This window comes from Micromonospora sp. DT68 (assembly GCF_049847245.1).
Lineage (GTDB): Bacteria > Actinomycetota > Actinomycetes > Mycobacteriales > Micromonosporaceae > Micromonospora > Micromonospora profundi.
Genome location: NZ_JBNCNZ010000027.1, coordinates 19,917 through 42,607 on the forward strand (window position 1 = coordinate 19,917; position 22,691 = coordinate 42,607).

16 protein-coding genes are annotated in these 22,691 nt (G+C 71.4%); 9 read left to right on the forward strand and 7 right to left on the reverse strand.

Going from position 1 to position 22,691, the window contains the following annotated elements; genetic code table 11:
• Positions 1-100 precede the first annotated feature (100 nt).
• On the reverse strand, positions 101-1,525 hold the full coding sequence (glnA, locus tag ACPXB1_RS29125) for a type I glutamate--ammonia ligase (protein WP_355597790.1): 1,425 nt from the start codon (positions 1,523-1,525) through the stop codon (positions 101-103).
• A 264-nt stretch (positions 1,526-1,789) separates the two neighbouring features.
• On the opposite strand from glnA, the gene ACPXB1_RS29130 reads away from it, so the two are divergent.
• Positions 1,790-2,188 carry an RDD family protein gene (locus ACPXB1_RS29130; RefSeq protein ID WP_355597788.1) on the forward strand — a complete coding sequence of 133 codons (399 nt, stop codon included), beginning with the start codon at positions 1,790-1,792 and terminating at the stop codon, positions 2,186-2,188.
• 104 nt (positions 2,189-2,292) lie between these two features.
• Here ACPXB1_RS29130 and ACPXB1_RS29135 read toward each other — a convergent pair whose 3' ends face one another.
• Both ACPXB1_RS29135 and ACPXB1_RS29140 read right to left on the reverse strand, forming a co-directional pair.
• Positions 2,293-2,982 (reverse strand): DUF4191 domain-containing protein, encoded by a 690-nt coding sequence (locus ACPXB1_RS29135; RefSeq protein WP_355597786.1) that lies wholly within the window; start codon positions 2,980-2,982, stop codon positions 2,293-2,295.
• A gap of 215 nt (positions 2,983-3,197) precedes the next feature.
• The gene (locus tag ACPXB1_RS29140; protein WP_425736065.1) at positions 3,198-6,086 is read right to left on the reverse strand and encodes an AfsR/SARP family transcriptional regulator; all 2,889 of its coding nucleotides are present in this window, start codon (positions 6,084-6,086) and stop codon (positions 3,198-3,200) included.
• Positions 6,087-6,550: 464 nt separating this feature from the next.
• Between ACPXB1_RS29140 and ACPXB1_RS29145 the strand changes: the two genes are divergently transcribed.
• The 3 genes from ACPXB1_RS29145 to ACPXB1_RS29155 all read left to right on the forward strand — a co-directional run bounded on the left by ACPXB1_RS29145 (position 6,551) and on the right by ACPXB1_RS29155 (position 9,538).
• A complete protein-coding gene (locus tag ACPXB1_RS29145) occupies positions 6,551-7,180 on the forward strand; it encodes a response regulator transcription factor (RefSeq protein WP_355597782.1) in 630 nt (209 codons plus the stop codon).
• A gap of 76 nt (positions 7,181-7,256) precedes the next feature.
• On the forward strand, positions 7,257-8,351 hold the full coding sequence (locus ACPXB1_RS29150; RefSeq protein ID WP_355597780.1) for a branched-chain amino acid aminotransferase: 1,095 nt from the start codon (positions 7,257-7,259) through the stop codon (positions 8,349-8,351).
• Between the two features lie 29 nt (positions 8,352-8,380).
• On the forward strand, positions 8,381-9,538 hold the full coding sequence (locus ACPXB1_RS29155; protein ID WP_355597778.1) for an aminotransferase: 1,158 nt from the start codon (positions 8,381-8,383) through the stop codon (positions 9,536-9,538).
• 9 nt (positions 9,539-9,547) lie between these two features.
• Here the strand turns inward: ACPXB1_RS29155 and vioC are convergent, their stop codons facing one another.
• The gene (gene vioC / locus ACPXB1_RS29160; RefSeq protein ID WP_355597776.1) at positions 9,548-10,576 is read right to left on the reverse strand and encodes an arginine beta-hydroxylase, Fe(II)/alpha-ketoglutarate-dependent; all 1,029 of its coding nucleotides are present in this window, start codon (positions 10,574-10,576) and stop codon (positions 9,548-9,550) included.
• A 227-nt stretch (positions 10,577-10,803) separates the two neighbouring features.
• Here vioC and ACPXB1_RS29165 point away from each other — a divergent pair, with 227 nt between their 5' ends.
• The gene (locus ACPXB1_RS29165; RefSeq protein WP_355597774.1) at positions 10,804-11,907 is read left to right on the forward strand and encodes an aminotransferase class I/II-fold pyridoxal phosphate-dependent enzyme; all 1,104 of its coding nucleotides are present in this window, start codon (positions 10,804-10,806) and stop codon (positions 11,905-11,907) included.
• A gap of 34 nt (positions 11,908-11,941) precedes the next feature.
• Here the strand turns inward: ACPXB1_RS29165 and vioD are convergent, their stop codons facing one another.
• The 3 genes from vioD to ACPXB1_RS29180 all read right to left on the reverse strand — a co-directional run bounded on the left by vioD (position 11,942) and on the right by ACPXB1_RS29180 (position 14,509).
• Entirely contained in the window at positions 11,942-13,072 is a 1,131-nt protein-coding gene (vioD, locus tag ACPXB1_RS29170; protein WP_355597772.1) for a capreomycidine synthase, read from the reverse strand.
• A 175-nt stretch (positions 13,073-13,247) separates the two neighbouring features.
• Entirely contained in the window at positions 13,248-14,063 is an 816-nt protein-coding gene (locus ACPXB1_RS29175; protein WP_355631278.1) for a hypothetical protein, read from the reverse strand.
• 101 nt (positions 14,064-14,164) lie between these two features.
• On the reverse strand, positions 14,165-14,509 hold the full coding sequence (locus ACPXB1_RS29180) for a Rieske (2Fe-2S) protein (RefSeq protein ID WP_355597768.1): 345 nt from the start codon (positions 14,507-14,509) through the stop codon (positions 14,165-14,167).
• Between the two features lie 236 nt (positions 14,510-14,745).
• On the opposite strand from ACPXB1_RS29180, the gene ACPXB1_RS29185 reads away from it, so the two are divergent.
• The 4 genes from ACPXB1_RS29185 to ACPXB1_RS29200 all read left to right on the forward strand — a co-directional run bounded on the left by ACPXB1_RS29185 (position 14,746) and on the right by ACPXB1_RS29200 (position 22,691).
• Positions 14,746-17,838, forward strand: coding sequence for an amino acid adenylation domain-containing protein (locus ACPXB1_RS29185; RefSeq protein WP_355597766.1), 3,093 nt, complete (start codon positions 14,746-14,748; stop codon positions 17,836-17,838).
• Positions 17,835-19,106 carry a cytochrome P450 gene (locus ACPXB1_RS29190; RefSeq protein WP_355597764.1) on the forward strand — a complete coding sequence of 424 codons (1,272 nt, stop codon included), beginning with the start codon at positions 17,835-17,837 and terminating at the stop codon, positions 19,104-19,106. The genes ACPXB1_RS29185 and ACPXB1_RS29190 overlap by 4 nt, the downstream gene beginning before the upstream one ends.
• Positions 19,107-19,142: 36 nt before the next feature.
• Positions 19,143-22,460 carry a condensation domain-containing protein gene (locus ACPXB1_RS29195; protein WP_355597762.1) on the forward strand — a complete coding sequence of 1,106 codons (3,318 nt, stop codon included), beginning with the start codon at positions 19,143-19,145 and terminating at the stop codon, positions 22,458-22,460.
• 84 nt (positions 22,461-22,544) lie between these two features.
• Positions 22,545-22,691 carry a hypothetical protein gene (locus ACPXB1_RS29200; RefSeq protein WP_355597760.1) on the forward strand — a complete coding sequence of 49 codons (147 nt, stop codon included), beginning with the start codon at positions 22,545-22,547 and terminating at the stop codon, positions 22,689-22,691.

Genomic DNA, 22,691 nt, shown 5'->3' on the forward strand with positions numbered 1-22,691 from the left:
TTTTTCTGCTGGTTGGGGGGGGGGGGGGGGGGTGTTTTTAGCCCGGGGCCCTCTTCTCGGTGTGGGGCGCCCCCCCCCCGGCCGGTGCTGTAGCGACTACTCAGCAGTCGTAGTACATGGCGAACTCGTGCGGGGTCGGGCGCAGACGCACCGGGTCGACCTCGTTGGCGCGCTTCCACTCGACCCAGGTGGAGATCAGGTCGGGGGTGAAGACGCCACCGTCGAGCAGGTAGTCGTGGTCGGCCTCCAGCGAGTCGAGCACTGCCGACAGCGAGCCCGGCACCTGCTTGACGTCGCCCCACTCCTCCGGCGGGAGGTCGTAGAGGTCCTTGTCGATCGGCGTCGGCGGCTCGATCTTGCTCTTGATGCCGTCCAGGCCGGCCATCATCATCGCCGAGAAGGCGAGGTAGACGTTGGCCGACGGGTCCGGCACGCGGAACTCGACGCGCTTGGCCTTCGGGTTGCTGCCGGTCACCGGGATGCGGGTGCAGGCGGAGCGGTTGCGCTGCGAGTAGACCAGGTTGACCGGCGCCTCGAAGCCCGGCACCAGGCGACGGTACGAGTTGACCGTCGGGTTGGTGAAGGCCAGCAGCGACGGCGCGTGGTGCAGCAGACCGCCGATGTACCAGCGGGCGGTGTCGGACAGGCCCGCGTAGCCGGTCTCGTCGTAGAAGAGCGGCTCACCGTTGAGCCAGAGGCTCTGGTGGGTGTGCATGCCGGAGCCGTTGTCGCCGAACAGCGGCTTGGGCATGAAGGTGGCGGTCTTGCCGTTGGCCCAGGCCTCGTTCTTCACGATGTACTTGAAGAGCTGGAGCTGGTCGGCGGCGTGCAGCAGCGTCGAGAACTTGTAGTTGATCTCGGACTGGCCGGCGGTGCCCACCTCGTGGTGCGAACGCTCCACGGTGAAGCCGGTGTCGACAAGCCGGCGCACGATCGAGTCGCGCAGGTCGGCGTAGTGGTCGACCGGCGGCACCGGGAAGTAGCCGCCCTTGTACGCGGTCTTGTAGCCGCGGTTGCCGCCCGGCTCCTCGCGGCCGGTGTTCCACGCGCCCTCGACCGAGTCGATGTAGTAGAACGACTGGTGCGCCGAGGTCTCGTGGCGGATCGAGTCGAAGATGTAGAACTCCGCCTCGGCGCCGAAGTAGGCGGTGTCGGCGATGCCGCTCGCGGCCAGGTACGCCTCGGCCTTCTTCGCGACATTGCGGGGGTCGCGGGTGTACGCCTCGCGGGTGAACGGGTCGTGAATGAAGAAGTTGAGAGCGAGGGTCTTCTGCGCCCGGAACGGGTCGATGAATGCGGATGCGACGTCCGGGAGCAGGAGCATGTCCGACTCGTGGATCGCCTGGAATCCGCGGATCGACGAACCGTCGAACGCGAGGCCATCGGTGAAGAGGTCGTCGTTGACAGACTCGACCGGCAGGTTGAAGTGCTGCATCACGCCGGGCAGGTCACAGAAACGAACGTCGACGAACTTCACGTCCTCGTTCTTGAGGTATCGCAGCAGTTCCTCGGGATTGGCGAACACACATCCTCCTGGCACGTCCAACGGGGTGGCTAGGCTTTCGGCGACGCTATGGCCAGGGGGTTGCCCGGCCATGTCTCCTGTGTTTCTGCCGTGTTACGTCACTCCCGGAGCGTCAGCAACGCTCCTGTTCACGTACTCAGACCGCGTGATCCACCATACCGTCTCGTGGCAGTGTAGTGACATCTGATGCCAATAGCCCGATTCGGCACGCGGTGCTGGCGGTACTCGTGGTCCCGGTTTCTGGCACGGATACCCTTGATCACTGTGACCAATCCGCACGCCCCGGCAGCGCCGGCCACCGACCCCACCTTCACCCCGCCGACCCTGGGACGACGGTTCGGAGCGCTGATCATCGACTGGGTGCTCTGCCTGCTGGTGGCAAACATCTTCGCCGACCCGGTGCGCGACGGCTGGGCGCCGGTGCTGGTGCTGATCCTGGAGTACGGCATCTTCCTCGGCCTGTTCGCCCAGACGCCCGGCATGTACATCACGAAGATCCGCTGCGTGAACTGGCTCGACGGGGGTCGGATCGGGCTACTCCGGGCGTTGGGCCGCGGAGTGCTGCTGGCCCTTGTCGTACCCGCACTGATCATGGATGGCCACCGTCGCGGCCTGCACGACCGGCTCACCGGCTCGGTGATCGTCGACGCGCCCCGGGCCTGACCCCGCCGGGCGCGGCCTGACCGCCGCCATGGCGGGGGCCCACAACGCGCGAGAGCCGGGCCCGTGGTGGGCCCGGCTCCTCACACGGTGTACGTCGAAAGGTGTCAGCGCCCCCGCGACTGGCGGAACGCGCCGCCCTGCGGCCGCATGTTCTTCGGGATCGCGCCCTTGGGCATCTGCGGCCGGGCGGTGAGCGCCTTGAGCCGCTTGTCCAGCGCGTTGACGTCCTTGCCGCTGAGCGCGCGGGGCAGCCGCAGCAGCGTCGTGCGCAGCTTGCGGATCGGCAGCTCGCCCTCCTCCTGCCCGATCACGTAGTCGTGCAGGGGAGCGGAGCCGATCACCTTGGCAAGCCGCCGCTTCTCCTGCCCGAGCAGGCCGCGTACCCGCTGCGGGTTGCCCTCGGCCAGCAGGATCACGCCGGCCCGGCCGATCACCAGGTGCACCATGTCCATCTGGGTCGTGGAGCTGACGGCCGGGGTCACCCGCCAGTCGCCGCGCATGTTCTCCATGATCTGCGCCGCCGCGCCGGGCTGCCCCTCGGCGGCGTTCATCATCGCCTTGTTGGACCGCAGGTTCAGCACGATCAGCACCGCGAGCAGGGTGAACAGGATGCCCACCGGCAGCCAGATCCAGCTCCAGAGGATGACCGCGGCCACGGTGACGGCGAGGGGGATGAGCACCGCGGCACCGACCAGAGGCGCGAACCACCGGTCCTGCTTGGCGGTGAACTTGAACACCATCCCGATCTGCTTCAGCCGCTGGCCGAACGAGACCTTCTCCTGGGGCTTTGCCATGCCGCAGAGTCTAGTGGGCGCCGCCGACCCTGTTGATCCGCGTCCGGGTGCTCGCCGGCTGAGCACCTCACGTCCCCTCGGACGCCCGGGCGGGCCGGGTGGGTGGCCGGGCTAGGGGAGAGGGCGGTCCCGGTACACCGGGCTGTCAGGTGTCCCCGGAAAGGGGTACACCCGGCCGGTCGGGTTGCCAGGTGTGACGTCTCGCGGGTCCGACGTCACTTGCCGTCCAGCCGGTCCAGCCGGCTCCGGGTGTCGTCGGCGGCGGGGTCGCCGAGGCTGTCGTAGATCTCGGTGGCGCGGCGCCACGCCTCCCCGGCCGCGGCCAGGTCGCCCATCGTCGCCCGGACGTCACCGAGCCGGACCAGCGTTTCGGCCTCGTGGTACCGGTCGGCGGAGTCCCGGAACAGCCGGATCGACCGTTCGTAGAGGTCAGCGGCACGCTCGTGCGCGCCGAGCCGCTCGTGGACGAAGCCGAGGCTGTCCAGGGTGGCCGCCTGGCCGTTGCGGTCGTCGATCTTCTCCTGAAGGGCCAGCGCCTCGGTGCAACTGGCGATGGCGAGTTCGTATTCGCCGGTAGTGGCGTAGATGTACCCGATCGCGTTCAAGGTGCGCCCCTCACCGGCGGCGCTGTTGGCCAGCCGGTGCAGCCGCAACGCCTGGCGGCCGTAGACGAGCGCGTCCTGCGGCTTGCCGACCTCGTACGCCAGTTCCGTGCGACTGTGCAGCGTCTGAGCCTGGCCGGTCAGGTCGCCGATCCGCTCGTACAACTTGAGCGCGTACTCCAGCCGACGCGCGGCCACGTCGTGCCGGTTGAGCCGCAGCGCGGCGCGTGCCAACATCCGGTTGGCCATTGCCTGCCCGCCCAGGTCGCCGGCCGTCTCCGCCGCGGCCGCCGCGATCTGCTGCACCGTGAGCTGGTCCTGCCACAGACCATGCGGTGCCAGGAACGCGGTCAGCGCCCAGGCGAGCTGCCAGGCGTAGGCGCCGAAACCGGTGTCGGCGGCCTGCCGGACGACGCGCACAAGCACCCGGCGTTCGGCAGCGAACCAGTCCAGTGCCGCCTGCCGGTCGGCGAGCGGGGTGGCGAGGCTGTCCGGCAGCCGGGGCACCGGCGGGATCGGCGCCCACTGCGGCTGCAGCAGACGCGCCGCCGGATAGGCCTGGTGCAGGTAGTGGTCGTAGAGGCGCTGGTAGGCGGCACGGCGATGGTCGTCGCGCGTACCGGACGCGGCCAGTTCCGCGGCGTAGGTGCGGAGCAGGTCATGCAGGACGTACCGACCTGGCTGGTGCTCGGTCAACAGGTGCAGCCGGGTCAGCTCCCGCAGTGGTGCCATGACGGCGGCCGGCGTCTGCCCGCTCAGGGCGGCCGCGACACCAGCTGTGAGATCCGGCCCGGGATGCAGGCCGAGCAGGCGGAACAGCTCCGCCGCCCGTTCGCTGAGCGCCCGGTACGACCAGGAGAAGACGCGCCGGACGTCACCGTCGTCGAGCGCGTCCAGTAGCGCCTCGTGTCGGCGCAGCTCGGCGGCGAAGGCGGTCAGCGGGAGCGTGGGGTTCGCCGCCATGCGAGCCGCCACGATCGACATGGCGAGGGGCAGGCGCCCGGCGGCGTCGATGATGCGGGCCACCGCGGCCGGCTCTCCGGCGATCCGTCCGGCCCCCAGCCAGTTGCCAAGGAGAGTCCGCGACTCCTGCTCGGTCAGGACGTTCAGTGTCAGCGGCTTCGCCCCCTCCACCCGGATCAAGCCGTTGAGCTGGTCACGACTGGTGATCACGACCGCGCAGAAGCCGGTGCCCGGCAGCAGTGGGCGTACCTGGTCGGAGTCGCGGGCGTTGTCGAGCACGATCAGCATCCGGCGGGTGGCAAGCAGGCTCCGGTACAGCCCGATGCGGGCGTCCGTGGTGGTCGGTATCCGGGCGTCCGGTACGCCGAGGGTCTCCAGGAAACTGCGCAGCGCCTCCGCGGCGGACACGGCGTCGACGTCGTCGTAGCCGCGCAGGTTCAGGTACAGCTGGCCGTCGGGGAAGCGATCGGCCACCCGGTGTGCCCAGCGCAGCGCCAGTGCCGTCTTGCCGACGCCGGCCATGCCGCTCACCGCGGAGATCACCACGGTGGTCGGTCCGGTCGTACCGTCGTCCAGCCAGTGATCGAGTCGGGACAGTTCCGGCTCGCGCCCGATGAAACGGGGCAGGGCCAGTGGCAGTTGGGCGGGCCGGCGGTCGTCCCGTTGCCGGGCCGCCGGATCGCCGGTGACCGGGCCTCCAGCGGCCGGATTGCCGGCGGCCGGACCTGCAGCGGCCGGATTGCCGGCGGCCGGACCTCCGATCGTCGGGCCGGGACCTCCGGAGGCGAGCCGGTGGTGCAGGATGCCGTCGCGCAGCCGGACCAGTTCCGGTCCCGGATCCAGCCCGGTCTGCTCGGCCAGCGCGCCCCGGGCCTGCTGGAAGGCGTCCAACGCGCCGGACACGTCGCCCGTGTAGTAGAGCGCGGTCATCAGGTGCGCCCATGCCCTCTGCCGCAGCGGATGCTGGTCGACAAGTGCGCGGAGCCGCTCGATGACCCCGGCCGCCGCTCCGGCAGCCAGCCGCGCCGCGGCGTGGTCCTCCTCGGCGAGCAATCGCCGCTCCACCAGCCGTCGGATCCTGCGGGCCAGCAGCGGGGTGTGCGGCAGGTCCGACAGCGGCGCGCCGCGCCACATGTCGAGCGCGTCGGCGAGGTGCATTGCCGCCTGTTCCGGTTCGCTGGCGGCCAGCGACGCCCGGCCGCGCGCCACCGCCGCGTCGAACCGGTCGAGGTCGCGCTCACCCGGCGACAGTCGGATCAGGTAGCCGCCGGCGGTCGCGGTGATCCGTTCCCGTCCGCTGGGACCGAGCGCCCGCCGCAGTCCGTGCACGTACGTTCGAAGGTTCGCCGTGGCCGACGCGGGCGGCTCGTCCGACCACAGGACGGCGAGCAGTTCGTCGGTGCCGACCACCTCGTTCGGCCGCAGCAGCAGCCCGGCCAGCAACAGCCGCTGCTTGACCGACGGGAGTGGCACCTCGACGCCGTCACGCGACACCCGCAGGGGGCCGAGGAGATCCAAATTGACGATGATCGAGAGCATAGCCCGTCCCGGAAACCGGGGAAAGTCGAGCGATGTGCGCCCGATGTATCCAGCATGTGCGCGCCCCGTTGTAGCGTCTGCCGGCCGGCGCTCAAGCATCGCACACAGCGCCGAAATACGACACATCCTATTCGAACGGTCCCAGGGGGGTCGTCCGTCATGGGGATATCCATATAGGACAAATCAGCGCCGGGCGGTGAAGGGAGGGCCGGTCAGGCGGCGTACGGCAGGACGCGTCCCCCAAAGCAGGGACCTGTGCCGGACACGCCCATTGCTAGCGTCGATAGGGCCTCATAGATCACTTGTTGCAGGCGAACGATGCCGTTTCCGGCGGCAGTCGCTCGACCGAATACACGATTCTGCCCTACGGCGATAAATGAGGAGACCGAACCCAGCCCGGATGGCAAAACCGTATAAACGGTAACCATGTGATTGCGGGGACATGCGTGATTCGCACCGATCTAGTGGTCAGCTCACCCATTTTCCTTGTCGGCCTCGTCCAGACCCTGACCAACGCCGGGATCAAGATCGTCGCGGTGCGCACGTCGCCGGACGAGGATCCGAACTGGCTTGCCGACGCCGTACTCATCGACGTCGACGCGTTGTCGCCGCCGAACGAATTGGATCAGATCGCCACCGCCGCGAAGAGTACGGCGGTCCTGGTCCTGGCCAATTACGAGGACGACGATGCGAGCTACCTTGAGGCGGGCGCATCCGGAGTGATCTGCAAACGCGAGTCGATCGAACGACTCGTCGACGCCATCCGGGCCGTCACATCCGGATACTGCGTGTCGTCCGGCGCTACCGACGCGCCGTCCGCCGCGCGGCGGGTCGACCCGCCCGCCCACCACCTGTCGGAGCGCGAGGAGCAGGTCCTGCGGCAGATCTCCTGCGGATTGACCCACAGCCAGATCGCCACCCGGCTCGGGATCAGTCCGCACACCGTGGACACCTACGTCAAACGCATTCGCGCGAAAATCGGCGCCGGCAACAAGGCCGAACTCACGCGGGCCGCCCTGCTCGGCGGCATGATCCGCGACGCGCCCCCGCCTCCCGAAGGGCGTCCGTCCACGTCCGTGGAGCCCGCCGCCTGAACCCTGTTTCGCGTTCACGGGACAGGGTCACGCGGATAGCGCGGTCCATACGTTCCGGGCGACCTGAGGAGACGCCGTGGTCCAGTTCGAGATCTGCCCGAACGGCGAGTGCCTGTCCGACGACAAGCGCGCGGCCGCCCTGGCCCAGCCCAGCTTCGGCCGGCAGTTCACCGACCACATGGTCACGGTGCGCTGGACCGAGGAACGTGGCTGGCACGACGGGCGGCTGGAGCCGTACGGCCCGTTCACGCTCCCGCCTGCCACCTCGGTGTTCCACTACGGGCAGGCGGTCTTCGAGGGCATGAAGGCGTACCGGCACGACAGCGGCTCGATCGCCCTGTTCCGGCCGATGGCGAACGCCGAGCGGTTCAACCGCTCCGCGCGCCGGCTGGCGATGCCCGAGCTGCCGGTGGACACCTTCGTGCGGGCAGTCGAGCTGCTCGTCACTCAGGACCGCGACTGGGTACCGCCGGGCGACGGCAACAGCCTCTACCTGCGGCCCTTCATGATCGCGACGCAGCCCGGGTTGGGCTTCACCCATCCGTCGAGCAGCTACCTCTTCTGCGTGATCGCGTCCCCGGCGGCGCCGTACTTCGGCCCGTCCGGCCCTCGGGCGCTGACCGTGTGGCTGTGCGACGACTACGTGCGCGCTGCCCCGGGCGGCACCGGCGACGCCAAGGCGGCGGGCAACTACGCCGGCGCGTTCCTCGCCACCCGGCAGGCCACCGCGCAGGGATGCGACCAGGTGGTGTGGCTCGACGCCGCCGAGCACCTGTGGGTCGAGGAGATGGGCGGGATGAACCTGTTCTTCGTGTACGGGGGATCCCGCCCGCGGATCGTGACACCGAAGCTGACCGGTGCCCTGCTGCCCGGAATCACCCGCGACTCGCTGCTGACCCTGGCCGGAGAGCTGGGCATGGTTGCCGAGGAGGACCGGATGAGTACGTCGCGGTGGCAGTCCGACTGCGCGTCCGGCGCGCTCACCGAGACCTTCGCCTGCGGCACCGCGGCAGTGATCTCGCCGGTGGGGACTGTCCGGTCCGCCACCGGTGACTGGCGGATCGGCGACGGCCAGCCCGGTCCGGTGACGCACCGGCTCCGGAGCGCGTTGCTGGACATCCAGTACGGCCGCGGGCCCGATCCGCACCACTGGGTGCACAAGGTCTGCTGACACCGACGTCGTGAACAGGAGCGCCGGTCGTGCGATTCAACAGCCGGACACGGAACACGAACGACTCGCCGATCAGCGCGGCCTACGACCTCCTGGATCTGCGGGAGAACGACGGGCACCTGCTTGACGTCGCGCAGGCAGCGCCGCAGTACGGGCCAGCGCGGGTCGTCGTCGAGCACATCGTGCGAACGGCACGCGCCACCGACGGTGGCGCGTACACCGAGGTGCCTGGCCTGCCCCGGCTGCGTCGTGCTTTCGCGGCCGAGCTGGGCCGCGACTACGGCGGGACCGTAGGGGCCGACAACGTGGTCGTCACGGCCGGCTGCAACCAGGCGTTCAGCCTGGTCGCCGCCGCCCTGGCCGGGCCCGGTGACGAGATCGTGCTGCCGCTGCCGTACTACTTCAACCACGACATGTGGCTGCGGCTGAACGGCGTCACGCCTGTCTACCTGGAGCCCGGGCCGGACCTCGTGCCACGCGCCGCCGACGCCGAACGACTCGTCACGCCCCGTACCCGCGCGATAGTGCTTGTGACGCCGGGCAACCCGAGCGGGGTCACCGTCGACCCGGACGGCATCGCGGCGTTCGCCGCGGTGGCCGAGCGGCACGGCATCGCGCTGATCCTCGACGAGACGTACCGGTCGTTCCGCGACACCGACGAGCCGGCGCACCGGCTGTTCGCCGGCCCGCACTGGGAACGCACAGTCGTCAGCCTGCACTCGTTCTCCAAGGACCTGGCCATTCCCGGCTACCGCGTCGGCGCCGTGGTCGCCTCCCCGGAACTCAACCGCGAGGTGTGCAAGCTGCTGGACTGCGTCGCGGTCTGCGCGCCGCGCATCGGGCAGGAAGCCGCCTGGGCGGGCCTGACGTACGCCCGAGGGTGGCGTTCCGTGCGGGCCCGGGAACTCGCCGATCGGCGGGCCTGGTTCACCGACACGATGGCCGCCCGGCCCGGCGGCTTCGAGCTGCTTTCCTGCGGTGGCTTCTTCGCCTGGCTGCGGCATCCGTTCCCGGGCCGCTCCACAAACGACGTGGTGCGCCAGCTGGTGGTCAAGCACGACACGCTCGTCATGCCGGGCACCGCGTTCCTTCCGGACGACCGCCGTACCGTCCGGGTGAGCGTGGGCAACCTCGACCGGGACGCGATAGCGGTCCTCGCCGGCAGGTTCGCCGACGCGGGCCGCTGACCCGCCGCGTCAGTAGATGATCCGGTCGTCCGCCGCCGGCCGCCACGCCCGGGAACCGCGCAGGTTACGGGTGATGTTGAGGCGCTTCAGCCAGCGGTCGGAGCCGTCGTAGCGCGCCTGGAACGACTTGCGTCCGTGCACCGCCCGGAAGTTGTCGATGAACAGGCAGTCGCCGGGGCGCAGGCGGACGTCCTGCATGTGCGCCTCGATCTGGTCGCACAACGCCTGGAACGCGCCGAGCGACCGGTCGGACCAGCCGGCGGTCTTCATGTGGTACGGGTCGAGCGCCATGTACGGGTCGGTGCGGTCGCCGAAGAGCACCGGCCGCTTGACCGGGTTGTCGTTCCACGACTGGATCAGCGCGAAGCTGCGCCGGCGCAGCCGGTCGACGACCGGGTCGCCGGTGGAGTCGGAAGCGTTCTCCGGCCGGTGCGAGTTGTCCGGCATCTGGGTGAACTCCGACTCGAACAGGGCTTCCACGTCCAGCGCCGACCAGTCGAGGTCACCGGCGTCGCACGCGACGGTCTCCACCAGGTCCGGGTTCTTGAGGCACATCAGCGCCACGTAGTCGCCCCGGCAGGGATGGAACGCGTCCTCGGTGTGCCAGGACAGGTGCTGAAGGCTGTTGGAGCCGATCTCGTAGTGCTCGTGCCCCTCGATCGGGAGCACGTCGTGCATGATGCGGCCGTCCTGCTGGGTCGCCCAGCCGAACACGTCGCCAAGCACGGAGCCGCACAGCAGGAAGAAGATCTCCTGCGGCAGGGCAGGGGAGTCGTACTGGCTGTTGCGCCAGTGCGGCGGAGTCGGTCCGAGCTTCTCCAGCTCGATCTCAAGGCCCGAGATCAGGCAGAGAGCGGACGGCTCGCCGAGGCGGTACTCCTCAAGGAACTCCAGCACGTGCGTCGGCAGATGCCGCGCGAGAACCGGCGCGCGCCGGATCAAATCCGGCTCCTCGATGGTCTTGTACGCCCTCGCGAGCTCGCTGAGCATCGGTGTCAATGCCGCGTTGTCCGCCGGAGTGAGCGTCAGGTGATGCACGCGTGGCCTCCCGCTGGCCGAGGTGGTCCGCCGTCGGCGACCTGCGGTTGCAGCCTATGGTCGCGGGCTGCGGCCCTGCGGTCCCCGGTAGAGGGGACAGGTGCGTCGACCTCGGCGACCCTAGGTTCGTCCTAGAAATCATCTGCTGGGTCCACGCCGTAGCCCGTCAGCCGGCGTGCCGACACCCTCGGGACTGACATATGACCGAGCTTGCCAATCTGACCACGATGGAAGTCGACGCACTGTCCGACGTCGATGGTGGCCTCAACCTGACCGACGGGCACGCCCGGCTGGATCTCTCCACCGAGCAGGCCGCGATCGTGGCTCGGCTCCCCGAGATGTTCACGACGGCGACCCGTCGGTCCTTCCCGGCGATCGAGACGGCGGCCCACCGCGCGTTTCTGGATGCGATCGGGCAGCACACCGCGCCGGTGGGTACCGGCCGGATTCTGAGCTGCTACTCCTCCACTCTTGCCACCGACATCGTGGCCCGCGCGTTGCCGGCCGGCGCCACGATCGCCGTGCTGCACCCGACGTTCGACAACATCGCCGACCTGTTCACCACCCGTGGCCTCAAGCTGGTGCCGCTGAGCGAGGAGGCGATGCTGGACCAGTCCTGGCCCGGCGCGCCGGTACAGGCGATCGTCCTCACCCATCCCAACAACCCCACCGGGCTGGTCACGCCGGAAGGTCACCTGCGCTCGCTCGCCGAGCACGCCGTCAAGCACGGGCAGACAGTCATCATCGACGCCAGCTTCCGGGGCCAGGTCCGGGACGCGCAGTACGACACGTACGCGGTCCTCGACGCGGCCGGCGCGGACTGGATCACGATCGAGGACACCGGCAAACTGTGGCCGATGCACGAGCTGAAGATCGGGCTGCTGGCCTACAGCGAGCGGACCGATCTGCCACTGGAGCGGGCCTTCTCCGAGTCGCTGCTCGCCGCTTCGCCGGTCGTGCTGCAGCTGGTCGAGGCGCTCGCCGCCGACTGGGTCAACGGTGGCTACGAGCGTGCGCGCGATCTCGTGGAGCGCAACCGCGCTGCGGTACGGGAGGCGATCGAGCCGGCCGGCCTGCGCCTTGCCGATCCGACCTCGCAGATCAGCGTGGCCCGCATCGGTCTGCCGCAGAACGGGCCGGACTCGTCGCTGCTGTACAAGGACATGCGCGAGCGGGGTGTGCACGTGCTGCCGTGCGCGCCGTTCCACTGGGCCGACCCCGAGGGCGGCCTGCGCCTGATCCGGCTGTCCCTGGCCCGGCCGTTCGAGACCGTCCAGACGGCGGCTCAGACGCTCGTCCGCGCCTACAGCGAACTGTCCGCCGCCAACTGAGGAGCCGCCACGCGCCTGGGGACGGGAAACCGCCTCAGGCGCGCGGCGGCCGAACGTCTTCCCGCAGCACCCGGTCGAGCAGCGCGAGACCCGCGGTGAGCTCGGCGGTGCTACCGCCGAAGCCGAGCCGGACGTGGTTGCGGTAGGCCTCGCCGAAGCACACGCCCGGTACGAGCAGCACCCGGTGCTGCTCGGCCAGCCGGCGGCAGGAGGCGACGACGTCCGGTTGGCCGAGCAACTCGACGAACGCGGCCACCCCGCCGGCGGGCGGGCTGAGCCGCACCAGTTCCGGCCGGTCCGCCGCCCAGTCGATGAGCAACTGCCGGTTGGCGCTGGCGTGCTCCCGCTGCATGGCCACGATCCGGTCCGCGTGCCGGACCGCCTGCTCGGCGAAGAACTCAAGGACCGGCGAGACGTACAACGCGATGTAGTCGCGCAGCACCGCCATCCGGGCCAGCAGCTCCGGGGGCGCGACACACCAGCCGACGCGCAGCCCGGCCAGGCCGTAGCTCTTGGAGAACGTGCCCCACACGATCGACCGCTCGTACTCGATGGGGATCGGCAGCGGGTCGGCAGTGTAGGTGAGTTCGCCGAACGCGTGGTCCCACACCAGCCAGGCCCCCGCCTCGGCGGCGATCGCCACCAGTTCCTTCTGCTGCTCGGCAGTGATGGACACACCTGTGGGGTTGTGCGGGAAGTTCACGACGATCATCCGCGGCCCGCGCGCCGCCAGCTCGCGCAGCACCGACAGGTCGGCGGCGAACCCGGCGTCCGGGTCCAGCTGCCACCGGGTCACCCGGCAACCCCGGGACGCCGCGATGTCGTACAGCTGTTGGTAAGCGGGGTCGAGCACGATGATCTCGTCACCCGGTTCCAGCGCCAGATGCATGACCAGGTAGATCGCCTCGCTGGAGCCGTGGGTGACCATCATCCGGTCGACGTCGCCGCCGGTCCACCGGTCGGCAAGCGCGGCACGCAGCCGACTGCCGCCGTAGCTCTCACTGTCGTGGAACACCATGCCGTCGAGCTCGGACAGCTCGAACCCGCACAGGGCGCGGAACTCGTGCATGGACAGGTCGCGTACCCCGCTGCTGCCGATGTCGTGGTCAACCTTGTGGTAGTAGTCGCGCATCCAGGCTTCGAGGTGGGCAACGGCGATTTCCATGTCGAAGTCCGTCCCAATCGGTGACGCTGGCGCGGTGCGACCAGGCGACCGGTTCCGTCGCCCGCCCACGGTATGCAGGCTGCCATCGGGGCGCATGTCGCGGGAAGCCGGGACGACGGTCCCGGCCTCCCGCCTGCGGTGTCAGGGTTGCGGTGACGCCCGTGGCGCCCGCCCGTCAGCCGCCCGGCGGGCGGGCGAGTCGGATGCAGCAACCGGCGCAGATCTTCGCCTCCGGCAGAGTGAAGGCCAGGCAGCAGGTGTGACGCTGGACCGTCGCGCCGCCGTCCGGCCCGGGAAGCAGATCCACGAGATCCCGTACGCGGAGCGCGGTGAGCAGCGTGTCGACGTGGTCGACAGCATCGCCGGGCAGCGTGTGGGCGGCCCTCAGCACGGCGTGCGCCACGCCCGAGGCGAGCGACCCGCGCAACGAACGGGAGCTGACGCGGGCCACCATCCGGATGTGCGTCAGCATCGGGCCGAGGTGCGCGTCCACAAGGGCTCCGCGTAGCGCGGCGAGCAGACCGGCCTCGTCCGTGGCCACCTCGACCCCGCCCCCGCGCGCCGTAGGATCCCACGGCAGCACCGCCACACGTACCGACGGCCGGAGGGCGACGGTGAGCACCGAGTCGGGCGAGTCCAGGCGTACCACCACATCGGTCGCACGGACCAGCGGAACCCGCCGGGCCGACGCCCAGCCGAGCACTGCGGGCAACGCCACCGCGTAGGTGTACGCCTTCCACGCCAGTGTCGCGGCGGCGTGCGGTGTGGCCTGGCGGCGACGGGCCACGGCGTCGAGCAGTTCCGGCAGCCGGGTGCCGTCGGCGATGCTGCCGGCGCAGATCCAGCCCGGTCCGTCGCCGACCACCAGCTCAGGCGCAAGGCCTTTGAGCTTCTTGTCGCGGAAGGCAGCGGCCAGCGTTGCTCGCAACGGCCCCAGCGGGTCGGCGTCGGGGAGCCGAACCGGCGACTCCACCCCGTCGATGCGGTGCACGTCGCATCCCGCCCTCCGGTCGTCGCGGCAGCAGCCGTTCGCAGCACGACGCTAGGACCGGGGCCGGTGGCCGGGCAGTCACGGAAAGCGGCGACGGCCTCTCACAGCGCCAGCCACAGGCACCCGTCGGCCTCCCGTACATCGACGATCTGCGCATCCGGCGAGCGCCGGAAGTTGACACAGCGGCCGTCGGCGCCGAAGCGGTAACCGTGCAGCGGGCACTCGACGGCGTCGCGCACCAGTCGCGCGTCCACCATGAGGTACGCGCGGTGCGGGCAGTGGGCGTCCGTCGCTACCGCAGTGCCCCGCCGGGTGCGCCAGAGCAGGACGGTCCGCGCCGGGACTGTGGAGCGCCACACCAGCACGCTGCGGCCGACGTCGATGCTGCGAGGGCCGCGTACCCACACCTGGGCGCCGTCGGGCTGCGCCTCGCCGGCAGGGGACATGGCAGAAGTTCCCCCTCGCGCATCGTCGGCCGCCGGTGGCCCGGCAGCGGATCGCCGCCGAGGCTACCGGCGCGGGGCTGCCTGCGGACCGTCGCCCGAAGCGGGGACGGACGCCGCGCGCCGGAGGCCCGACCAGAACCCGATGTCCGGTGAACGCGGGACAGCAGACCATGTTGACCGTCGTGGCCCCGCTCCGTTGACTTGGGATCCGACCGCCCCGCATCGGAGGAGCGTCCGTGATCGGCATCCACGATTCCGCTGAAAGCCTCGTCGCCGTACCGGATTCCGCTCGTCCCGGCACCGGCGCCGGGACCACCGTGCCGGACCTGATCCGGGCCGTGGCGCACAGGCAGCCGGACGCGGTGGCTGTGGAGTCCGCAGGCAACCGTCTCACCTACGGCCAGTTGTTCGCGGAGGCCTCCGGGGTGGCCGAGGCGCTGCGCCACGCGGGCGTCGGGCCGGGCGAGCCCGTCGCGGTGGCGGTGCCCCGCGGAGTCGACCTGGTGCCGGCGCTGCTCGGTGTCCAACTCGCCGGCGCGGCGTACGTGCCGCTCGATCCCGAGCACCCGGCCGACCGGCTGAACCACGTCATCGCGGACTGCGGGGCGCGGATCCTGCTGACGGCCGACGCCGCCGGCGCCCCCGGCCTGCGTGTGCCGACCCGGATCCAGCTGACCGACGTCGCGGTGTGCCGCGACCCGGTGCACCCCGCGCCGCTGCACCCGGACTCCACCGCCTACGTCATCTACACCTCCGGCTCGACGGGCCGACCCAAGGGCGTCGTGGTGACACACGGCGCCTTCGCCAACTTCATCGAGTCGATGCGCGAGCGCCCCGGTCTGCCCGACGCGGTGGTGCTTCCCGCCGTGAGCACCGTCTCCTTCGACATCGCCGGCCTGGAGCTGTTCCTGCCGCTGACCACCGGCGGCCGGGTGGTCGTCGCCCGGCACGGCGAGACGAGCGACCCGCGCCGGCTGGCGGCGCTGCTCTCCGACACGGGCGCACGGGTCATGCAGGCGACACCGATCACCTGGCGGCTCCTGCTGGAGGCCGGCTGGTCGCCGCCGCCAGGCTTCACGGTGCTGTGTGGCGGGGAGCGGCTGCCGGCCGAACTCGCCGAGCGGTTGCTCGGCGAGGGAGTCGTGCTCTGGGACCTGTACGGGCCGACGGAGACGACGGTGTGGTCGGCAGTCACCCGCCACGAACGGGGCACGCCGGCCCGTTTCCACCCGGTCCGGCGGACCTCGCTCCGGGTGCTCGACGCGGGGCTGCGGCCGGTGCCGCCGGGCGAGGAGGGCGAGCTCTACATCGGTGGCGCCGGCGTCGCCACCGGCTACCTGGGCCGCCCGGCCCTGACCGCCACGCGGTTCGTGGCCGACCCGGACGACGCCGGAGCCCGGCTCTACCGCACCGGTGACATCGCCCGACAGCACCCGGACGGGCGGATCGAGATTCTCGGCCGCAGCGACGACCAGATCAAGATCCGTGGGTTCCGGATCGAGCCCGGCGAGGTCGAGCACCTGCTGACTGGTCACCCCGGTGTGGCCGAGGCCGCGGTGCGGGCGTTCGGCGGGAGCGACGAGAACGCCCGGCTGGTGGCCTACGTCCGGCCTGTCGATCCGGCGGACCCGCCCGACGCCCGGCAACTGCGGCGGCACCTCGCCCGCTGCGCGCCTGCCTACCTGGTGCCGGCCCAGTTCGTCGTCCTGGACGAGCTACCCCGTACGCCGAACGGCAAGCTGAACCGCTCCGCCCTGCCCCGGCCCGCCGAACCGGCCGGGACCAGCGGCCGTACGTCCCCGGACGCGCCGACCGGCGGCACCACCGAGCAGCGGATCGCCGCGATCGTGGCCGAGGTGCTCGAACGGCCCGAGGTCGACCCGCACGAGGACTTCTTCGCCCTCGGGGGCGACTCGCTGCGCGCCGTCCAGATCGTGCTCCGGCTCAACGAGGAACTGCAGACCGAGGTGCCGATCAACGCACTGTTCGAGGCCCGCACCGTCTACGGAATCGCCGCGCTGCTGGACGGCGACCGCACTGCCGGAGCGCCGGCCGGGGCACCGCGCGACGCGGGCGACGCCCGGCTCTCCGCCGCGCAGTGGCGGCTCTGGCTGCATCAGCTGGCGGCACCGGACAGCACCGTCGACAACACACCGGTGGTCGTCCGGCTGCCCGGCCCGGTCGACACCACAGCCCTGGAGCAGGCCGTGACCGGCCTGCTGGAACGCCACGCGATCCTGCGTACCCGCTACGAACCGGACCCGTCCGGCCTGCCGGTCCCGGTCGTGCAGCCGGCGGCGCCGCAGCGTCTCACCATTGAGGACGGCGATCCCACGGCGATCCTGGCCGAGGAACTGGACCGCCCCTTCGACCTCGGTGCCGCACCTCCGGTCCGGGTCCGCCTGGTGCGCCGACCGGCCGACGAGTACGCGTACCTGCTGATCGTGGTCCACCGCATCGCCGCCGACGACCGGTCCCGGGAACTGATCGCCGACCAGGTACGGGCCGCGTACCGGGGTCGCACGGTGCCCGCCCCGCTGCTCGGCTACGCCGACGTCGCGCGGTCGCAGCGCGAACACTCGGCCGGCCCGGCGGCGCGACGGCACCTGGACTTCTGGCGGTCCACGCTGTCCGGGGCCGCCACGGCCGAGCTGCCAGCCGACCGGCCCCGGCCGGAGGTGCGGGACTGGCGCGGCGGCCGGGTGGGGTTCGACGTGCCGGCGGCCGTCGTGCGGGCACTCGACGACGTCGCGGCGGACCGGGACGCGGCCCGGGGCACAGCCCTGCTGGCAGGGCTGTGCGCCCTCCTGGCCCGCCACACCGGCGGGACGGACGTGACTGTGGGCGTACCCGTGGCCGGCCGCGACCGCCCCGGACTGGAGCACGTCGTGGGCATGCTTGAGGAAACGGCAGTGATCCGCGTCGACCTCGCCGGCGGCATCGGCTTCCGGGACCTGCTCGGCCGCGTGCGCGCGGCCACTGTCGCCGCCGCGGAGCACGCCGTGCTGCCGTTCGAGGACATCGTCGGCGCGGTGCCCACGACGGCGCAGACCGAAGCGTCGCCCGGCCGCAATCCCCTGTTCGACGTCTACTTCGCCGCCCACGGCATCCCCGCCCACCCGGCGGGCTTCCCACTTCCGCATCCGCCCGCATCCCGGTACGACCTGTCCTGCGACCTCACCGCGCGGGCCGACGGCGGCGTCGACGGTGGGCTGGTGTACGCCACCCAGTTGTTCGACGAGGCCACCGTCGACCGCCTCGCCGGCGACTACGTCGCACTGCTGGCGGAGGTCGCCGCGAACCCCGACGCTCCGGTGGTGTCCCGATGAGCAGTACGTCGCCCGGCCCGGTCCTCGACCGCACGGACCCGATCCCGGACATCGACCTCGCCGACCCGGATCCGGCCCGTACGCCGGACCTGGAGCGGATCCTCGCGACCCTGCGGCCCGTCCACTCCGTCTTCTGGCACGGCCCGAAGAGCCGACCGGGCTTCTGGGCGGTGATCCGCTACGCGGAGACCATGCGGGTCTACCGGGACCCGATCACCTTCTCGGCCACGAACGGCATGACGCTCGACAGCCTGCGGCCCGGCCCGGACCCGGCCAGCGGCATGATGGTCGAGGTCACCGACCCGCCGGAGCACCGTCGCCTGCGCCGCAGCATCGGCGCCCTCTTCGCCGACGGCGTGGTCACCGACCTGGAGCCGGAGGTCGACAGGTACGCCCGGAGGCTGCTCGTGGCCGTGCGCGACCGTGGCGGGACGGTCGATGTCGTCGAGGCCGTCGCCTCCCGCATCCCGACCCACGCCGCGGGCCTGCTGCTCGGGCTGCCACCTGCCGACCTCGACTGGATCACCAGCCGGACGTCGCGGGTGTTCCTGTCCCGGGCAGCGGCAGATGCCGGCGGGGACCTCCGCCAGGAGGCGGAACAGGCGAACGGCGAACTGCTCGGCTACTTCTCCCGGCTGCTGCGCACGAGCCGGCACCGGTCCGACGCCGACGGTCTCGTCCAGCGGCTTGCGGCGGGCACCGCGGACCGGGACGCCCTGACCACCGGCGAGGTGGTCCTCAACGCGCTCAACCTGGCGATCGGCGGCACCACGACGACCCGCGCGGCGCTTACCAACCTGCTGGACGCGCTGTCTCGGATGCCTGACGTGTTCGCGTCGCTGCGGGCCGATCCGTCCGCCGTGCCGACGGCGGTCGAGGAGGCCGTGCGGTGGGGCAACCCGGTGCGGCACCTGGCCCGGGTCGCCACCTGCGACGTCGAGCTGGCGGGCCAGGCCATCGCGGCCGGCGATCCGGTCGTCGTGTGGCCCCGCTCCGCCAACCGCGACGAGGCCGTCTTCGCGCAGCCGGACACGTTCGACGCCGGTCGGCATCCGAACCCGCACATCGGCTTCGCGGCCGGCCCGCACAGCTGTCCCGGCACCGCACTGGGCCGGGCCCAGCTGCGCGCGGTGCTGCGGCACACGGTGGATCTGTTCACCGGCTGCGAACCGGCCGAAGGCGCTCGCCTGATGCAGTCGAACTTCCTGCACGGCTACGAGCGGCTGCCGATGCGGTTCACCGCCTCCGACGACCACCTGTTTACGTGACAACCGTCCCGGGCCGGGCGACCGTAGGTTTCCGGCATGGCGCGTCCCATTGCGGAGACATCCCCGGCTGAGCCCGTTCACTTCCAGGAGCCGTTCGGCGTGGACGGCGAGCGGTCGTTGCCGCCCCGTACCCCGTACGAGGACGCGCTCCTCGGCATCCTGCACGAGGTCCTCGGTTGTACCGACGTCGACGTGCAGGACCCCTTGCTCACGCTTGGCAACGTCGCCCAGGTGCCCCGGGTGGTCGCGCAGATCCGGCGTACGTTCGGCGTCGACATCCCGGTGGCTGACTACATCGAGTCGCGTACGGTAGCCGGCCTGGCGTCCGTCGTGGCCGCGAAGTCCTTCGCCGCCCGCGCGGCGACCCGGCCGCAGCCGCTGCTGCCCCGGCCCTCCGGTGCCCGTCCGGTGCTGTCCTTCGACCAGCAGCGGCTGTGGATGGAGAACCAGCTGCTGCCCGGCGTCATCTACAACGTGCACGGTCGGCGGCGCATTCTCGGGGAGCTTGACGTCGCGGTCCTCGAACGCAGCATCAGCGCGATCATCGCCCGGCACGAGACGCTGCGTACCCGGTTCCCGGCCACCGACGGCGAGCCGGTGCAGGTGGTGGACGACCCGGACGACGACTGGCACATCCGGATCAGCGACCTCACCGGCCTGCGGGAACAGGGCGGTGACGCGTCCGTCGAGGAGGCGGCCTGGCGCCTGCTCGACGAGGAACTCACCACGCCGTTCGACCTGACCACCGGCCCGCTCATCCGCTGCCTGCTCGTCAAGCTCGGGGAGCGGGAGCACGCGCTCGGCGTCACGATGCACCACATCGTGTCCGACGCCTGGTCGATCGGCATGTTCATCCGCGAACTGACCACCCTGTACCGGTCCGGCGGCGACCCGCAGCGGGCCGGCCTGTCCGCGCTGCCCGTGCAGTACCGCGACTACGCGGTGTGGCAGCGCGGCTGGCTCTCCGGCGATGCCCTGGAACACCAGGTCGGCCACTGGCGGCAGCATCTGCAGGGCGCACCACGGGTCCTCGCGCTGCCGACGGTGCAGCGGCGGACGAACGCGTTGCGGGCCGAGGCGGGCCAGGTCGTGGACGCGCTGTCGCCGGCGGAGACGGCGGCGCTGCACGAGCTGTGCCGCACCCACGGCGTCACCTCGTTCATGGTGCTCTACGCGGTCCTGGCGACCATCTTCAGCCGGTGGGCCGGGCAGACCGACGTCGTCATCGGCGTGCCCGTCGCGGGCCGGACCAACAGCGTCACCGACCGGCTCATCGGCTTCTTCGTCAACATGCTGCCGCTGCGCGTCGACCTGTCCGGCGACCCGGACTTCGCCAACCTGCTCCAGCGCGTGCGGCGGACCGCCCTGGACGGCTACGCCCACGCCGAGGCCCCCATGGACGAGTTGGTCCGCGACCTCGACATCGTCCGCGACCCGCGCCGCACACCGCTGTTCGAGGTGGTCCTGAACGTGGTGGCGAGCCCGGAGGCCGAGCAGGTCACCGACCTGGCCATCGAGCCGATGGACACACCGTCGCTGTTCAGCCGCTACGACCTGACGTTCACCGCGCAGGAGTCCGGCGGGGTGCTGCGGTTCAAGCTCGACTTCCCGGCCGACCGCTGCGACCCGGAGACCGGCCGGGTGCTGCTCCGACAGTTGCGCACGCTGCTGGGCCGGGCCGTCCAGGACCCCACGGTACGGCTGCTCGACGAGCCCGCCGAGCCTGCGGTCGCCGTCGAACCGGCGTACACCCTGGGGCCTGTCGACCTCCGGCGACCGGACGGCGCCGACCTGGCCGCCGTGGTGGACGGCGAAGGGGAGTGGAGCTACGCGTGGATGTCGGTGGCCGCGCAGCGGGTCGCCGAGGTGCTTGCCGAGCGCGGAGTCCGGGCCGGCGACCGCGTCGGCGTGGTGCGCCGGCCGAACGCCGCATTCGTCGCCGCGCTGCTCGGTGCGGCCGGCGCCGGGGCGGTGGGCACTGTGATCGAGACCGACGACCCGGCGCTCACCGGGCCGCTCGAACTCACGACAGTGCTGGACGGCAGCCCGGCGGGTGCGCCGGCCGCCGGCACCGTGGATCTGCGGACGGTCCTGCCGGCTGCCACCGGCCCGCTCCCCGTGCCGGACGGCGGCCCCGCCGCGCAGACCCCGGACGACTGGGCGGCCCAGCGGTTCGAGTTCGGTCCCGGCGACCGGTTCGTTGTGCTGTCCAGCCGGCCCGGCCAGCTGATGTCGGCGATGCGCACCGCCTTCGCCGCCGGCGCCACACTGTTGGTCCCGGATCGTGCGTTCGGCGCGGACGCCGGGGCGCTGACCACCTGGCTGCGCGAGAACGCCGTCACCGTGGCGTACGTCGACGCGCCGATCCTGCGGGCGATGACGGCGCAGAACCCGGTGCCCGAGCTGCCGGCGCTGCGGTACGTGCTGATGGACAACGCCGGTGACCTGCTGCCGCACGACGTCGAGGCGGTGCGGGAGATGGCACCGGGCTGCCGTTGCGTGGCGGTGTACCGGGTGACGGCCGACGGACGCCCGCTCTGCTGCTACGAGGCACCGCAGGACATGGAGGTGCGCAACGCGCCGCTGCGTGTCCCGCTGGGCACCCCGCTGCCCGGCATGCCTGTCACGCTGCGGCGGGCCTCCGGGCAACTCGCCGCGACAGGCGAACTGGCCGAGATCTGGTACGGCGACGAGCGCACCGGCGACCACGGTCGCCGACGTGCCGACGGGTCGGTGGAGTACGCCGTCGTGTCGTCCGGCGGCGTGTACGTCGACGCCGCCGAAACCCTCTCCGGCCTGCGCGACGTCCCCGGAGTCCACGATGCTGTCGTCCTGACGCAGACCGACGCCGACGGGGCGACCACGCTGCTGGGCTATGTGGCCGGGCCCGACCCGGAGCGGGGCGCCGCCGCGATCCAGAGTCATCTCAAGGCGCGTCTGCCCGACTACCTGGTGCCGCGGCACCTGTTCGTGCTGGACGCCCTGCCGCGTACCCCGTGGGGTGAGTACGACCTGCGTGCACTGCCCCGGCCCAGCGGCGACGCCGGACTCGGCGACGACTACGCGGCGCCGCGTACGCCGATGGAGCGGCAGCTCGCCGAGTTGCTTGCGGAACTGCTGGGCATCGAACGGGTCGGCATCTACGACAGCTTCTTCGAGCTGGGCGGCTTCTCGATGCTCGCGACCCGGCTGATCACCCGGGTACGCGACGTCTTCGGGGTCCAGCTCGCGGTGCGTGACGTGTTCGAGTCGCCGACCGTCGACGAACTGGCGCGGCTCGTCGTCCGCACGCAGGGGGAGCAGTCCGGCCTGGACGAGTTCGAGGCGCTGCTGGACGAGGTCGAGCGGGCCTGATCCGCTGTCCCGTCACGCGGTCACGCCGGCCCAGAGAGGGCCCTAGGGCGCCGGCAACGCAACCGCGTCCACGTCGAACTCGCCGTGCCGCCGGATCTCGCGCGGACGCGTCTCGCGGCCGTCGTCGCGGCCGGTGGCCGGATCCTCGACGAGTCGGCGCACCGGTGGCGGGTCGCCGACCCCGAGGGCAACGAGATGGTGATCGTCAGTGGGCCCGGGAGGCCGACATGA

What these genes read in the sequence shown, in the direction of transcription:
- ACPXB1_RS29180 (WP_355597768.1), bottom strand. Translation starts at nt 14,509, where the DNA reads ATGTCCCCTGCCGGCGAGGCGCAGCCCGACGGCGCCCAGGTGTGGGTA.
- ACPXB1_RS29135 (WP_355597786.1), bottom strand. Translation starts at nt 2,982, where the DNA reads ATGGCAAAGCCCCAGGAGAAGGTCTCGTTCGGCCAGCGGCTGAAGCAG.
- ACPXB1_RS29195 (WP_355597762.1), top strand. Translation starts at nt 19,143, where the DNA reads ATGGCGCGTCCCATTGCGGAGACATCCCCGGCTGAGCCCGTTCACTTC.
- ACPXB1_RS29140 (WP_425736065.1), bottom strand. Translation starts at nt 6,086, where the DNA reads ATGCTCTCGATCATCGTCAATTTGGATCTCCTCGGCCCCCTGCGGGTG.
- ACPXB1_RS29165 (WP_355597774.1), top strand. Translation starts at nt 10,804, where the DNA reads ATGGAAGTCGACGCACTGTCCGACGTCGATGGTGGCCTCAACCTGACC.
- vioD (WP_355597772.1), bottom strand. Translation starts at nt 13,072, where the DNA reads ATGGAAATCGCCGTTGCCCACCTCGAAGCCTGGATGCGCGACTACTAC.
- ACPXB1_RS29190 (WP_355597764.1), top strand. Translation starts at nt 17,835, where the DNA reads ATGAGCAGTACGTCGCCCGGCCCGGTCCTCGACCGCACGGACCCGATC.